Genomic DNA, 14,220 nt, shown 5'->3' with positions numbered 1-14,220 from the left:
GCCAGGGCATTCCCCAACGCTGCGGTGAGCTAACTGTGGCCGGGTGCCCCGGCCGACGGCGCACCGCGCAAGTGGATGTGCTTGTCACGAAGGCGGCCCGATCGATGCCCCGTGGGCGGCTTCGTCGGCAACGCGGGCAGGTGGGCGACATGCACCGCTCCGGCGTGGGTTCGGACCACGACCGGCATGGTCGCCATGGTGGCCGACACCCGGGCTTCGCGCTTCGCTTGTTCCCGGGCGATGAACAGCACGTCGAGCGGGTACCACAGGCCGACCCAGGCCACCACGAGGAACACGCCGTTGCCGAGGAGTTCGCTCGCGACTTCGCCCACCATCGGGCGCGTGAAGAGGTATGACAGCCCGATGCCGACCACGAACAGCACCGAGCCGCTGATCAGCGATCGCATTCCCTGGCGCCAAATCAGGTCGTGCTGCCGGTTGGCCCGGCGCACGGATAACTCGCCGTAGCGGCGGACCGACGCCACCAAATTCTCGGCCTCGTCCTGCGAGCATTCTCCGGCGATGTCGAGCACGATGCGCTGAATGCGGGAGTGCCTCTTTTGGGCCAGTAGTAATTCGACGAGTTCGTCGATGCCGCTGTCGATTCGGTGCGCGCCGGATAACAGAGCTCGCGGGTCGACGGCGAACAATTCGGTGGGATCGTCCAATTCAATGACGATGTCCGCCAACGGTTCCTGGCGATCGCGTCGCAGGTCCACGCCACAACCTCCCACACGAGAAGGCACCGCTTGTCACGGCACGCCCGAATACTACTGAGGTCGGGTTATGTAACCTGGGGTTTGACTAAATATGTTGGTGCACAGGCGATCCCGGTTGTCGACCGGCGGCCCGTGACATGACTATCCACCCCTGCGGAACAGGGGTGGATAGTCGCCGAGCCTAAATGCTGATGCAGGATCCGCCGGGAATGCAGAAGCTTCCGCATCCCGAAGTGGTGAGCGGGGTCAGCACGATAACGATGGCAACAAACAGTTTGCTAAAACGCGACACGACAAACTCCATTCTGAGTGAACGGGGCAAAGCGTGCTTACTGTACGTCTGTTGAACAAGCGAACAACGTGTCGCGAACCAAGCGTGTTGCTTTCGGGATTGACGCGTTATTGCGGCGTTGCGCAAACGCGATCTTGGCTCCGGTCTGCACCGGGTCAGGCATGGTGCCCTCGGTGAGATTCGAACTCACACTGGACGGGTTTTGAATCCGTTTCCTCTGCCAGTTGGGATACGAGGGCCTACTTGGTGTTTACCTTTTGCGGCCTCCCACCATAGAGGATCGGTGCCGTCGTTCGCTCTCACCGCCCCCGATGTCGCTGGTTGTCGCGATCCACGAGAGAATGTCCGTCATGACAGGCCCCAAGACCGACACCGACGCCGCTGTGCCGCGCCGGGTCCTGATCGCGGAAGACGAAGCGCTGATCCGAATGGACTTGGCCGAGATGCTGCGAGAGGAGGGCTACGACATCGTCGGCGAGGCCGGCGACGGCCAGGAAGCCGTTGAGCTGGCCGAGCTTCATAAGCCCGACCTCGTGATCATGGATGTGAAGATGCCGCGCCGTGACGGCATCGACGCCGCGTCCGAGATAGCCAGCAAACGCATCGCGCCGATCGTGGTGCTGACCGCGTTCAGCCAGCGCGACCTCGTCGAACGGGCGCGCGACGCCGGCGCGATGGCGTACCTGGTGAAGCCGTTCACGATCAGCGATCTGATCCCGGCCATCGAGCTGGCCGTCAGTCGCTTCAGCGAGATCACCGAGCTGGAACGCGAAGTCGCGACGCTGTCGGATCGGCTGGAGACACGCAAGGTCGTCGAGCGCGCCAAGGGCCTGCTGCAGTCCAAGCAGGGCATGACCGAGCCCGAGGCGTTCAAGTGGATTCAGCGGGCCGCCATGGATCGGCGGACCACGATGAAGCGGGTGGCCGAGGTCGTGCTGGAAACCCTCGGCGGCGAGTCCGACGAGGAGTCCAGCTAGCCGCTCGGGACCCCGGTGCCGTCGAGTGAGCGGGGACGGCGGCGAGTGTGCCGCCGCGGCGTTGAGTGTGCGCTCAGGGCGGCGGCATGCCGCGACACCCGCTCTTAGCGCACACCGAAAACCCTGGACGCACACCCGACGAGACGGGCATAGGGCTGACGAGCCCTAGCGGGCCACGATCACCGACGAACCGTGGCCGAACAGGCCCTGATTCGCGGTGACGCCGACCGTGGCGTTCTCCACCTGCCGGCCGGTGGCCTGGCCACGCAGCTGCCAGGTCAGCTCGCAGACCTGGGCGATCGCCTGAGCAGGAATGGCCTCACCGAAGCAGGCCAGGCCGCCGGACGGGTTGACCGGCACCCGACCGCCGATGGCGGTGGCGCCGCTGCGCAGCAGCTGCTCGGCCTCACCCTTGGGGCACAGCCCCAGGTGCTCGTACCAGTCGAGTTCCAGCGCGGTGGACAGGTCGTAGACCTCGGCCAGGCTGACGTCCTCGGGTCCGATGCCTGCTTCGGCGTAGGCCGCGTCGAGAATCTGATCCTTGAACACCCGCTCGGGTCCGGGCACCACGGCGGTGGAATCCGTTGCGATGTCCGGCAATTCGGGCAGATGCTGCGGGTACTGCGGTGTCACCGTGCTGACCGCGCGCACCGAGGGCACACCGTCGAGCGAGCCGAGATGCTTGCGCGCGAAGTCCGCACTCGCCACGATCAGCGCCGCGGCGCCGTCGGAGGTGGCGCAGATGTCGAGCTGCCGCAGCGGGTCGGAGACCACCGGGCTGGCCAGCACGTCCTCGACCGAAGATTCCTTGCGGTAGCGGGCATTCGGGTTCTGCAGGCCGTGCTGCGAGTTCTTGACCTTCACCTGAGCGAAGTCCTCCGACGTCGCCTCGTACAGGTCCATCCGCCGGCGTGCGAGCAGCGCGAAGTACACCGGGTTCATCGCGCCGATCAGGTGGAACCGCTGCCAGTCGGGGTCGTTCTTGCGTTCGCCGCCGACCGGCGCGAACGCCCCCTTCGGCGTGGTGTCGGCCCCGATCACCAGCGCGACGTCGCAGAACCCGGCCAGAATGTGGGCCCGTGCGCTCTGCAGCGCCTGCGATCCGCTGGCGCAGGCGGCATAGCTCGAGCTGACCGGCACACCGTTCCAGCCGAGCTTCTGCGCGAAGGTCGACCCGGCGATGAAGCCCGGGTAGCCGTTGCGGATCGTGTCCGCGCCGGCGACCAGCTGGATCTGCCGCCAGTCCAGCCCGGCTTCGGCCAGCGCGGCGCGCGCGGCGACGACGCCGTACTCGGTGAAGTCGCGGCCCCATTTGCCCCAGGGGTGCATGCCGGCGCCGAGGATGTAGAGCGGTTCGGGTGTGCTCGTCGTCATTATCGGCGCTCCTCCTCATCGCTGCGTTCTGCATCGTCGCCGCCGGATGCGATCCTCCACGCGTGCACGATGCGCTCGACACCGTCGTCGTCGGTGAACAGCGGCATGGTCGTCAGTTCCATCTGCATGCCGACCTTCAGGTCGGCGGCCAGCGTGCCCTCGACCACCTTGCCCAGCACGATGATTCCCTCGTCGGCCAGCTCCACCGCGGCGATCGCGAACGGCTCGAAGGGATCCGCGGCGGGGTACGGCGCGGGCGGCGGATACCGGTTTTCGGTGTAGCTCCACAGCGTTCCGCGGGTCGACAGCGGGACGGGGTCCAGGCTGTCGCTGGCGCAGGCCGGGTTGGGGCAGTTGTTCTCCCGCGGCGGGAAGACATACGTCCCGCACGCTGGGCACTTGCTGCCGATCAGATGGGTAATTCCGGCCCCGTCAGTGGTCGAGTCGGTGGCGAACCACCCGTCGATCGCGGGTTGTGTACTGGTGACCTCTGGCACTGGGCCAGACTACCCAGCTCAAACACAAAACTGAAACGTGTTGCAGTTCCGCCGGGGCGGGTGACTCGTCACAGCGGATGCCTAGAGTGAAAGCCGTGCCCGTCGCGACCACAATTCCCAGCCAGGAACAGACCAAGCCGACACTGATGTTGCTGGACGGCAATTCGCTGGCCTTTCGGGCGTTCTACGCGCTGCCCGCGGAGAACTTCAAGACCCGCGGCGGCCTGACCACCAACGCGGTCTACGGCTTCACCGCCATGCTGATCAACCTGCTGCGCGACGAGGCGCCGACGCACATCGCCGCGGCGTTCGACGTCTCGCGTCAGACGTTCCGGCTGGAGCGCTACCCGGAGTACAAGGCCGGCCGGTCGGAGACGCCCGACGAGTTCCGCGGCCAGATCGACATCACCAAGGAAGTGCTGGGCGCACTGGGCATCACGGTGCTCGCCGAGCCCGGATTCGAAGCCGACGACCTGATCGCGACGCTGGCCACCCAGGCGGAGAACGAGGGCTACCGGGTCCTGGTGGTCACCGGCGACCGTGACTCCTTGCAACTGGTCAGCGACGACGTGACGGTGCTCTATCCGCGCAAGGGAGTGAGCGAGCTCACCCGCTTCACTCCGGAGGCGGTCGTCGAGAAGTACGGGCTGACACCTGCGCAGTACCCCGACTTCGCCGCCCTGCGGGGCGATCCCAGCGACAACCTGCCCGGCATCCCGGGCGTGGGGGAGAAGACCGCGTCCAAGTGGATCGTCGAGTACGGGTCGCTGCAGGGCCTGGTCGACAACGTCGACTCGGTGCGCGGCAAGGTCGGCGACGCGCTGCGGACCCACCTGGCCAACGTCATCCGCAACCGCGAGCTCACCGACCTCGTCAAGGATGTGCCGCTGGCGCAGACCCCGGACACGCTGCGGATGCTGCCGTGGGATCGCGACCAGATCCACCGGCTCTTCGACGACCTCGAGTTCCGGGTTCTGCGCGACCGGCTGTTCGAAACCCTGGCCTCGGTGGACCCCGAAGTCGACGAGGGATTCGATGTTCGCGGCGGCGCGCTCGAACCCGGTCAGCTGGCCGTGTGGCTGGCCGAACACAGCTCCGGCAAGCGGTTCGGCCTGGCCGTCGTCGGCACCCACCTGGCCTACGACGCCGACGCCACCGCGCTGGCGATCGTGTCCGCCGACGGCGAGGGCCGCTACATCGACACCTCGGCGCTGGATCCCGACGACGAGGCGGCACTGGCGTCCTGGCTGGCCGATCCCGGCCCGCCCAAGGCGCTGCACGAAGCCAAGCTGGCGATGCACGACCTCGCCGGGCGGGGCTGGACGTTAAACGGTGTCACCTCCGACACCGCGCTGGCGGCCTACCTGGTGCGGCCCGGGCAGCGCAGCTTCTCCCTCGACGACCTGTCGCTGCGTTATCTGCGCCGCGAACTGCGCGCGGAAACAGCTGAGCAGCAACAGCTTTCGCTTCTCGACGATTCCGAAGGCGTGGACGACCAGGCGGTGCAGACGCTGATCCTGCGCGCCGTGGCGGTGCTGGACCTGGCCGATGCGCTGGACGAGGAGCTGGCCCGGATCAACTCCACCGCACTGCTCGAAGGCATGGAGCTGCCGGTGCAACGCGTGCTGGCCGGGCTCGAGCACGTCGGCATCGCGGTGGATCTGCCGAAACTGTCCGAGCTGCAAAGTGATTTCGCGCACCAGATCCGCGACGCGGCCGAAGCGGCCTACGAGGTGATCGGCAAGCAGATCAACCTGGGCTCGCCAAAGCAGTTGCAGACGGTGCTCTTCGACGAGCTGGGCATGCCGAAGACCAAGCGCACCAAGACCGGCTACACCACCGACGCGGACGCCCTGCAGTCGCTGTTCGACAAGACCGGCCATCCGTTCCTGCAGCATCTGCTGGCCCACCGGGACGCCACCCGGCTCAAGGTCACCGTCGACGGGCTGCTGAATTCGGTGGCCTCCGACGGACGTATCCACACGACGTTCAACCAGACCATTGCCGCGACGGGCCGGTTGTCGTCGACCGAGCCGAATCTGCAGAACATTCCGATCCGCACCGAGGCGGGCCGGCGCATCCGCGACGCGTTCGTGGTCGGTGACGGTTACGCGGAGCTGATGACCGCCGACTACAGCCAGATCGAGATGCGGATCATGGCGCATCTGTCGCAGGACGCAGGCCTGATCGAGGCGTTCAACACCGGCGAAGACCTGCACTCCTTCGTCGCCTCTCGGGCCTTCGGAGTGCCGATCGAGGAAGTCACCCCCGAGCTGCGCCGTCGGGTCAAGGCGATGTCTTACGGGCTGGCCTACGGATTGAGCGCCTACGGATTGGCCGCCCAGCTCAAGATCTCCACCGAAGAAGCCAAAGAGCAGATGGACCAATACTTCGCCCGATTCGGCGGCATCCGCGACTACCTGCGCGACGTCGTCGAACAGGCCCGCAAGGACGGTTACACCTCCACGGTGTTCGGCCGCCGGCGCTACCTGCCCGAGCTGGACAGCAGTAACCGCAACGTGCGCGAGGCCGCCGAACGGGCGGCACTCAACGCGCCGATTCAGGGCAGCGCGGCCGACATCATCAAGGTCGCGATGATCGAGGTCGACAAGGCGATCAAAGAGGCCGGGCTCAAATCCCGAATGTTGTTGCAGGTACACGACGAATTGCTGTTCGAGATCGCGCCCGGCGAGCGGGAACAGGTCGAGAAGCTGGCGCGCGACAAGATGGGTTCCGCCTACTCGCTGGACGTCCCGCTGGAGGTTTCCGTCGGCTACGGCCGTTCCTGGGACGCCGCCGCGCACTAGAAGCGCTCACCAGAAGAAGGAGTGGCATGAACGCCGCCTGGATCATCCCTTTCATCATCCTGGGCGGTGCGCTTCAGACCTGTGGTGCCGCCATGAACGGCCAGCTCTACAAGCACATGATCAACCCATGGCTGGCGTCGGCGATTTCGTTCGCGGTCATCACCGTTTTCTTCATCGCCGCGTTCCTGCTGATGCCGAAGCCGCTGCCCACCGCCCGGGACATCGCGTCGATGCCGTGGTGGGCCGTGATCGGTGGACTGGTCGGAGCGGTCCAGGTCTATGCCGGCCTCACCCTGGTCAACCGGGTCGGAGCCGGCACCTTCATGGCCTTCACCGTCACGTCGGCGCTCATCATGTCGTTGCTTCTCGACCATTTCGGCTGGTTACGGCTGGATCATCATCCGATCACGTTGCCGCGGGCCCTGGGCGGCGTGCTGATGGTGGGCGGAGTGGTGCTGATCGCCAAGTTCTGACAAGGCGAAATGGCGCACCAGCCGTCCCCGCGCAGGCCCGGCGAGTATTCGGGACCGGCATGATGACAACAATCGACGTCAAAGTCGGGGTTGCGCGAAGGGTGCCGCAGGCCGAATATTAGGCGTGGCCCGACGTGGCGCGCCGGTCGAGTTTGTCCAGCGTGTGCCCTGTCGAGTAGCCTTATCAGTTAAATCCCAGTTTTATCCCTACGACCCAACCTGTCCGGAGCACCCCAACAATATGCCGAGTCCCGCCGTCACCTCGCCGCAAGTAGCCGTCAACGACATTGGCTCGAGCGAGGACTTTCTCGCCGCAATAGACAAAACGATCAAGTACTTCAACGATGGCGACATCGTCGAAGGCACGATCGTCAAAGTGGACCGGGACGAGGTGCTCCTCGATATCGGCTACAAGACCGAAGGGGTCATCCCCGCCCGCGAACTCTCCATCAAGCACGATGTCGACCCGAACGAGGTCGTTACCGTGGGCGATGAGGTAGAGGCCCTTGTTCTCACCAAGGAGGACAAAGAAGGCCGTCTGATCCTGTCCAAGAAGCGCGCGCAGTACGAGCGCGCCTGGGGCACCATCGAAGCGCTCAAGGAAAAGGACGAGGCCGTCAAGGGCACCGTCATCGAGGTCGTCAAGGGCGGCCTGATCCTCGACATCGGCCTGCGCGGCTTCCTGCCCGCCTCGCTGGTCGAGATGCGCCGGGTGCGCGATCTGCAGCCCTACATCGGCAAGGAGATCGAAGCCAAGATCATCGAGCTGGACAAGAACCGCAACAACGTGGTGCTGAGCCGCCGCGCCTGGCTGGAGCAGACCCAGTCCGAGGTGCGCAGCGAGTTCCTCAACCAGCTGCAGAAGGGCACCATCCGCAAGGGTGTGGTGTCGTCGATCGTCAACTTCGGCGCGTTCGTCGATCTCGGTGGTGTCGACGGTCTGGTGCACGTTTCCGAATTGTCTTGGAAGCACATCGATCACCCGTCCGAGGTCGTCCAGGTCGGCGACGAGGTCACCGTCGAGGTGCTCGACGTCGATATGGACCGCGAGCGGGTTTCGTTGTCGCTCAAGGCGACTCAGGAAGATCCGTGGCGCCACTTCGCCCGCACCCACGCCATCGGTCAGATCGTTCCCGGCAAGGTGACCAAGCTGGTGCCGTTCGGCGCGTTCGTGCGTGTCGAGGAGGGCATCGAAGGCCTGGTGCACATCTCGGAGTTGGCCGAGCGCCACGTCGAGGTGCCCGACCAGGTGGTCGCCGTCGGCGACGACGCGATGGTCAAGGTCATCGACATCGACCTGGAGCGCCGCCGAATTTCGTTGTCGCTCAAGCAGGCCAACGAGGACTACACCGACGAGTTCGACCCCGCCAAGTACGGCATGGCCGACAGCTACGACGAGCAGGGCAACTACATCTTCCCCGAGGGCTTCGACTCCGAAACCAACGAGTGGATCGAAGGCTTCGACGCTCAGCGCAACGAGTGGGAGGCCCGCTACGCCGAGGCCGAGCGCCGGCACAAGATGCACACCGCGCAGATGGAGAAGTTCGCCGCTGCCGAAGCCGCCGGGCACGCCGACAGCGATCACGCGCCGGGCAACGGTGCGTCCTCGCAGAAGGAGGCGGGCGGCTCGCTCGCCAGCGACGCTCAGCTGGCCGCGCTGCGCGAAAAGCTCGCCGGCAACGCCTAACTCTCGATGCTGCGCATCGGGTTGACCGGTGGCATCGGCGCCGGGAAATCGGCGCTGTCCGCCACGTTCGCGCAATGCGGTGGGATCATCGTCGACGGCGACGTCATCTCCCGGGAGGTTGTCCAGCCGGGCACCCCGGGGTTGGCGTCGCTCGTCGAGGCGTTCGGTGAGGACATCCTGCAGCCGGACGGATCGTTGGATCGTCCGGCGTTGGCCGCCAAGGCTTTTGCCGACGACGAGGCTCGCCAGAAGCTGAATTCGATTGTTCATCCGCTGGTGGGCAAGCGGCGCGAGGAGATCATCGCCTCGGTCCCGGAGGATTCGGTTGTCGTCGAGGACATTCCGCTGCTGGTGGAATCCGGTATGGCGCCGCTGTTTCCGTTGGTGATCATCGTGCACGCCGATGTGGAACTACGGGTGCGCCGGCTGGTCGAGCAGCGCGGCATGTCCGAGGACGATGCCCGGGCCCGGATCGCGGCTCAGGCCAACGACGAGCAGCGTGAGGCCGTCGCCGACATCTGGCTGGATAACTCCGGCAGTCAAGAGGATTTGGTCAAGCGGGCCCATGAGGTGTGGAACGACCGGATTGTGCCGTTCGCGCACAATCTGGCCGAGCGGCGGTTCGTTCGTGCACCGGCGCGCGTGGTGCCGGCCGATCCGACCTGGCCGGACCAGGCGCGCCGCATCGTCAACCGGCTGGCGGCGTCCTGCGGCCATAAGGCGTTGCGTGTCGACCACATTGGATCGACCGCGGTGCCGGAGTTCGACGCCAAGGACGTGATCGACATCCAGATCACCGTCGAATCCCTCGCGGTGGCAGATGAACTCACCGACGCCTTGCTCACGGCTGGTTACCCGCGCATCGAGCATATCGAGCAGGACGACGTCAAGGCCGATGCGCGCAGCACGGTCAGCGATTACGACCACAGCGACGATCCGACACTGTGGCGCAAGCGCATTCATGCTTCGGCCGATCCTGGGCGCCCCACCAATGTGCACATCAGAGTGGCCGGCTGGCCCAATCAGCAGTTCGCGTTGCTGTTCGTCGACTGGCTGGCCGCCAACCCCGAGGAACGGGCTGATTACCTGGCCGTCAAACACGAGGCCGAAAAGCCCGCCGACGGTGACACGGCGATCTACGTCGAGGCCAAGGAGCCATGGTTTGCCGACGCCTACCGCCGGGCCTGGGAGTGGGCGGATTTCACCGGCTGGCGGCCGTAGCTGCTACGTCGGCAGCGGTGCTCCACATTGCAGCGCACCGTTATTGGGGTCGGAATTGCCGGGTGTGGGCCGGACCATTTGGTCGGCCTGAACGAAAACGGTGTCGTCGACGTCGATCTCGCAGTGCACGTTCGCCGCGTAGGGGAAGTGCAGCACGATCCGCAGGCCGGCCTGGGCCGGGTCGGGCAACACGGTGTTGGCCTCGAACGCGTTGCCCGGCATCGACGGAAGGTTCGTGGTGTTGGTCTGGCCGCCGTTGGTGACAAAGGTGGCCTGACTGCCGGTCGTCAGGGCGTCGATCCTGGCGCGATAGGTGATGTTGTGCAGGTCGGCATGGGCCGTTACGGGAATCAGCTGCGAGCCGATGACGCTGACCGCGACCACCGGCATAGACCAGCGCTTACGAGGGGTCATAGCTGCAGAGATTACGCCCAGCCGCTAACGCTGGCAGTTCGGGCACCACAACGACATCCGGCCGCCCACCCGGCGCTGGCACAGGCGCGTCCCGCAGCGCGGGCACGCCGGATCTGGTTCGTCACGCACCCTGGTCAGCCATCGGGGCAGTCCCGGCACCCGGCCGTGCCGGACGGCGGTGCGCAACACCTGGGTCATCGCGGTATGCAGGCGCTTCACCTCGCCGGCCGCGAGCCCGGCGACCGGGTGGGTCGGTCGCAACCTGGCCCGCCAGCAGATTTCGTCGGTCAGCAGATTGCCCAGGCCGGCAATCACCGACTGGTCCATCAGTGTCGGCTTCAACTGGCCGTGCCGTGCGCCGAGCACGTCGCGAAAGACCCTCAGGCTCATGCCCAGCGCGTCGGGACCCTGCCGGCCGAGTATCTCCGCGAGATCGTCGTCGTTGTCGGCCAGCCACACCCCGCGCAGTTTGCGCAGGTCCGCGTAGCGCAGTTCGCCTTTGTCGAGCGAGATCACCAGGCGTTCGTACTTCTCACGCTCGGTCCCGGCGTCGGCGAAGTACGGGTGCCCGGTCATACCACTGTGGATAACCAGCGTCGGGCCGTCGGTGGGCAGTATCAGCCACTTGCCGTGGCGACGCGGTGTGCGGAAGCGGTGCCCGTCGAGGCGGCGGCCGAGTGCCGCGGCAGATGTGTTGCGCAGAATGCCGGGGTCGCGGACCTGCACGCGCTGAATACGGCGGCGGGGCAAGGTGTTTGCCAACTCGCGCCGGAACCCCTCGACGTCGGGTAGTTCAGGCACGCAGCTTCGCCAACCGCTCTCGCGGTCCGGTCAGTGAACGGGCGTGCCGGTACATGTCTGCCCACGGATCGCCTTGGCCGCTCAGTCGTTTGGGCAGGTCGCGGATGGTGAACCGGTCCGCTCGCAGGCCGCGTGTGTCCAGTTCGTCCCACTCCAGCGGAGTTGCCACCGGGGCGGTGGGTCGAGCTCGGACCGAATACGGCGCAACAGCAGTCTGCGCGTAGGCATTTCGCATGATGTCGAGGTATACCCGGTCGCCGCGCTTGTCCTTTCGGGCTTCCACGGTGCGGTGTGCGTCGTCGTCGGCCACGACGACTTCGGCGACGTCCCGGGCGAACTGCCGAGCGGTATCGAAGTCGGCTTCGGGCCGCAGCGGCACCACGACGTGCAGTCCGCGCGATCCGGTGGTCTGCACATAGCGTGCCAATCCCAGGTCGTCCAGCACGTCGGCCATCGCGCGGGCGGTCGCGCGCACCACCGCGAAGTCGGTGTCCGACGGATCGAGGTCGAAAACCAATCGGTCCGGATGGTGTAGCCGATCTTTGCGCGACTGCCAGATATGTAGCGTGATGCAGCTCTGGTTGGCCAGCCAGCGCAGGGCTTCCGGGCGTTCGACCAGTGGGTGCACCAGGGTGCCGCCTTCCTTGGCGACTTCGACGCCGGGCATCCACTCTGGCAGGGTGTCAGCGAAATCTTGTTGTACGAAACCTGTTTCACCAATCCCACGGGGAAACCTCTGCACGGTCACCGCGCGGCCCTTAAGGTGCGGGAGCATCGCGTCGGCCACTTCGCCGTAGTAGTCGGCCAGCTCCCGCTTGGTGGTACCGGTCTCGGGGAACAAGACGCGATCCGGATGGGTGATCTCGACGTCAATGCGTGGCATCAGTGTGTCTCCCGTACCACATCGCCGGGGTCCTTATCGGTCCGTAGTCCCTGGTAACGCGGATGGCGCAGCTTGCCGTCGCGCGTCCACTCAGTAAACCCGATCTGGGCCACCAACTCCGGACGCACCCACTGGGCGCCGTTTTGGCGCACCAACCCTCGGGTGAACGGCGGAGTGTCCTGCTCGATCGGCGAGAGCCGCTGGTGCAGGCTGCGCAGCGTGGCCTCGTCGAAGCCGGTGCCGACTTTGCCGGCATAGACGAGGTCGCTGCCGTCGTAGTAGCCGATCAGCAACGCGCCCAACTCGATTCGGCTACCGCTCGGACTGGTGTAACCGCCGACGACGAATTCCTGGTCGCGAACGCACTTGAACTTCAGCCAATTCTTCGAGCGGCCGCTTTCGTAGGTAGAGTCGGCCAGCTTGGCGATCACTCCTTCGTCGCCGCGCCGGCATGCGGCCTGGTAGGCGGCGAGGCCATCGCCGACGCGGTGGGCGGTGTTGCGCAACGGATCACCGAAGGTGATCGCCTCGCGCAACAATCGTTTACGCCACGTCAGCGACAGCTCGGTGGTGCACTTGCCGTCGAGGTGCAGCAGGTCGAAAAGGTAGTAGTAGACCCGGATTCGCGACGCCCGGGCCACGTCCGGATCGGTGATGCCCAGCCGTCCCTGCAACCTGGCAAAGCTGGTACGGCGTCCCTGGAACGCCACAACCTCACCGTCCACCACGAATCGGGTGGTCTGCTGCGCGGCGAGCGCGTCGACGAGCTCCGGGTAGGTTCCGTTGAGCGGCTGGCGATTTCGTGACAGCAGCCGGATGCGGTCACCGTCGCGAAACGCCAGGCAACGCATGCCGTCGAACTTGCGCTCGAAGATCCAGTTCGGGTCGGAGAATCTCTTATCGGTCAGGGTGGCCAGCGTCGGAGCTCGCCAGTCCGGCACCGACTCGTCGCGCAACGCTTCGCGCACCGAGTCGGGCAGGCCGGCGAGATCGGTCATGGCGATTCATCCAGGTCGTCCAGGGTGCGGCCGGACAACACCGACTCGGGTCGACTCTTCACCGGCTGGCGGCGAGGGTCGGCACCCTCGTCTTTGCGTTTGATCAGCAGCCAGGTCTCGTCCGCGCCGTCACGAACCCTGGTAAGGGTGAAACCGCCGGTCAGCTTCTCGCCCCGCAAATGGAACGAAAGATGGCCGCGATCCAGGCATTCGGCCATCTCGTATCCGGTCGCATTGGTGTAGCTGCCCCGGTCCCAGACGATCACCGGGCCGGCGCCGTACTCGCCCTCGGGGATCACGCCTTCGAATTCCGCGTAGTCCAGCGGGTGATCCTCGGTCCGGCGTGCCAGCCGCCGGTCTCTGGGGTTCGCGGACGGCCCGTTGGCGATCACCCAGGAGACGAGCACGCCCCGGATCTCCAGGCGCAGGTCGTAGTGGTCGCTGCGGGCGGCGTGGTGCTGGATCACGAAGGACGGCTCGGTCGTGCCGGTACGACGTCGACGCCCCAGCCGCCCGCGCGGTTCTGGGCTGCGCCGGAAGCGCCGTTTACGCCGGTACTCACTCAAAGGCATACCGCAGAGTTACCCCGGTGCCCGCTGCGAAAACTGGCGCCGCGGGCGCCAGGTGAGTTCGATGCCGTCACCGCCCAGCCAGCGCTGCAGGTCATAGCCGTTGCGGGCCAGCCCCTCGACGGCGTGCACGGCGCGACGCACCGCTTGGTCGGCAATCTCGGGAGCCAGCAGGCCGTGCCGGACGGCATCGAGCAGCTCATCGACATCGGCCAACGCCGCGCCGGAGCCGGTGCGCACCTCGATATCGAGGTAGTGGTCCTCCGCGGTCCACACGTCGGGGCCGGGCACATATTCGCCCACGTCCAGGTAGTAGTCGTGGTCACGCTCATGGCCCGGGTTGAAGTGGAACACCGTGGCGCGCAATCCCAGTGACGGCAACAGCCACGATTCCAGGTAGTGGAACTGGGCCCGGCCCGGGGTCGGCCGGGCGATATAGAGCCCCCACGGGTGCACCGCATACTCGTCGACCGCCCGCACAATGCCTTTGGGATCGGTGTTGGTGCGG

14 protein-coding genes and 1 tRNA gene are annotated in these 14,220 nt (G+C 66.0%); 5 read left to right on the top strand and 10 right to left on the bottom strand.

Annotated features, from left to right (window positions below):
• Window positions 1-29 precede the first annotated feature (29 nt).
• Together ACAG21_RS21520 and ACAG21_RS21515 are read right to left on the bottom strand one after the other, a co-directional pair.
• Window positions 30-719 (bottom strand): hypothetical protein, encoded by a 690-nt coding sequence (locus ACAG21_RS21520; protein WP_370498294.1) that lies wholly within the window; start codon window positions 717-719, stop codon window positions 30-32.
• 454 nt (window positions 720-1,173) lie between these two features.
• A tRNA-Leu gene (locus tag ACAG21_RS21515) sits at window positions 1,174-1,250 on the bottom strand.
• 111 nt (window positions 1,251-1,361) lie between these two features.
• Between ACAG21_RS21515 and ACAG21_RS21510 the strand changes: the two genes are divergently transcribed.
• On the top strand, window positions 1,362-1,988 hold the full coding sequence (locus ACAG21_RS21510; protein WP_370498293.1) for an ANTAR domain-containing response regulator: 627 nt from the start codon (window positions 1,362-1,364) through the stop codon (window positions 1,986-1,988).
• Window positions 1,989-2,153: 165 nt separating this feature from the next.
• Here ACAG21_RS21510 and ACAG21_RS21505 read toward each other — a convergent pair whose 3' ends face one another.
• Both ACAG21_RS21505 and ACAG21_RS21500 read right to left on the bottom strand, forming a co-directional pair.
• Window positions 2,154-3,362: a lipid-transfer protein gene (locus ACAG21_RS21505; protein WP_370498292.1), complete on the bottom strand. Its 1,209-nt coding sequence runs from the start codon at window positions 3,360-3,362 to the stop codon at window positions 2,154-2,156.
• On the bottom strand, window positions 3,362-3,859 hold the full coding sequence (locus tag ACAG21_RS21500) for a Zn-ribbon domain-containing OB-fold protein (protein ID WP_370498291.1): 498 nt from the start codon (window positions 3,857-3,859) through the stop codon (window positions 3,362-3,364). Before ACAG21_RS21500 ends, ACAG21_RS21505 begins: the two co-directional genes overlap by 1 nt.
• A gap of 77 nt (window positions 3,860-3,936) precedes the next feature.
• Here ACAG21_RS21500 and polA point away from each other — a divergent pair, with 77 nt between their 5' ends.
• The 4 genes from polA (at window position 3,937) to coaE (ending at window position 10,047) form a co-directional block, all read left to right on the top strand.
• Complete coding sequence (gene polA / locus ACAG21_RS21495; RefSeq protein ID WP_370498290.1) at window positions 3,937-6,666, top strand: DNA polymerase I; 2,730 nt, start codon at window positions 3,937-3,939, stop codon at window positions 6,664-6,666.
• A gap of 26 nt (window positions 6,667-6,692) precedes the next feature.
• Complete coding sequence (locus ACAG21_RS21490; protein WP_370498289.1) at window positions 6,693-7,139, top strand: DMT family transporter; 447 nt, start codon at window positions 6,693-6,695, stop codon at window positions 7,137-7,139.
• Between the two features lie 241 nt (window positions 7,140-7,380).
• Window positions 7,381-8,826: a 30S ribosomal protein S1 gene (gene rpsA / locus ACAG21_RS21485; protein ID WP_370498288.1), complete on the top strand. Its 1,446-nt coding sequence runs from the start codon at window positions 7,381-7,383 to the stop codon at window positions 8,824-8,826.
• Between the two features lie 6 nt (window positions 8,827-8,832).
• On the top strand, window positions 8,833-10,047 hold the full coding sequence (coaE, locus tag ACAG21_RS21480) for a dephospho-CoA kinase (RefSeq protein WP_370498287.1): 1,215 nt from the start codon (window positions 8,833-8,835) through the stop codon (window positions 10,045-10,047).
• A gap of 3 nt (window positions 10,048-10,050) precedes the next feature.
• On the opposite strand, the gene ACAG21_RS21475 is transcribed toward coaE, so the two are convergent.
• The 6 genes from ACAG21_RS21475 to ACAG21_RS21450 are packed head-to-tail and all read right to left on the bottom strand — an operon-like array spanning window position 10,051 to window position 14,192.
• Window positions 10,051-10,461, bottom strand: coding sequence for a hypothetical protein (locus ACAG21_RS21475; RefSeq protein WP_370498286.1), 411 nt, complete (start codon window positions 10,459-10,461; stop codon window positions 10,051-10,053).
• Between the two features lie 24 nt (window positions 10,462-10,485).
• Window positions 10,486-11,262: an Fpg/Nei family DNA glycosylase gene (locus ACAG21_RS21470; RefSeq protein ID WP_370498285.1), complete on the bottom strand. Its 777-nt coding sequence runs from the start codon at window positions 11,260-11,262 to the stop codon at window positions 10,486-10,488.
• Complete coding sequence (gene ligD / locus ACAG21_RS21465) at window positions 11,255-12,145, bottom strand: non-homologous end-joining DNA ligase (RefSeq protein WP_370498284.1); 891 nt, start codon at window positions 12,143-12,145, stop codon at window positions 11,255-11,257. Before ligD (ACAG21_RS21465) ends, ACAG21_RS21470 begins: the two co-directional genes overlap by 8 nt.
• Window positions 12,145-13,143, bottom strand: coding sequence for a non-homologous end-joining DNA ligase (gene ligD / locus ACAG21_RS21460; protein ID WP_370498283.1), 999 nt, complete (start codon window positions 13,141-13,143; stop codon window positions 12,145-12,147). The genes ligD (ACAG21_RS21465) and ligD (ACAG21_RS21460) overlap by 1 nt, the downstream gene beginning before the upstream one ends.
• Window positions 13,140-13,715, bottom strand: a complete 576-nt coding sequence (locus ACAG21_RS21455; RefSeq protein WP_370498282.1) for a DNA polymerase ligase N-terminal domain-containing protein — start codon at window positions 13,713-13,715, stop codon at window positions 13,140-13,142. The genes ligD (ACAG21_RS21460) and ACAG21_RS21455 overlap by 4 nt, the downstream gene beginning before the upstream one ends.
• A 9-nt stretch (window positions 13,716-13,724) precedes the next feature.
• Entirely contained in the window at window positions 13,725-14,192 is a 468-nt protein-coding gene (locus tag ACAG21_RS21450; protein ID WP_370498281.1) for a DUF402 domain-containing protein, read from the bottom strand.
• Window positions 14,193-14,220: the final 28 nt, after the last annotated feature.

The sequence above is a fragment of the Mycobacterium sp. pR1184 genome, assembly GCF_041287235.1.
GTDB lineage: Bacteria > Actinomycetota > Actinomycetes > Mycobacteriales > Mycobacteriaceae > Mycobacterium.
This window is presented reverse-complemented; position numbering and strand designations above follow the sequence as displayed.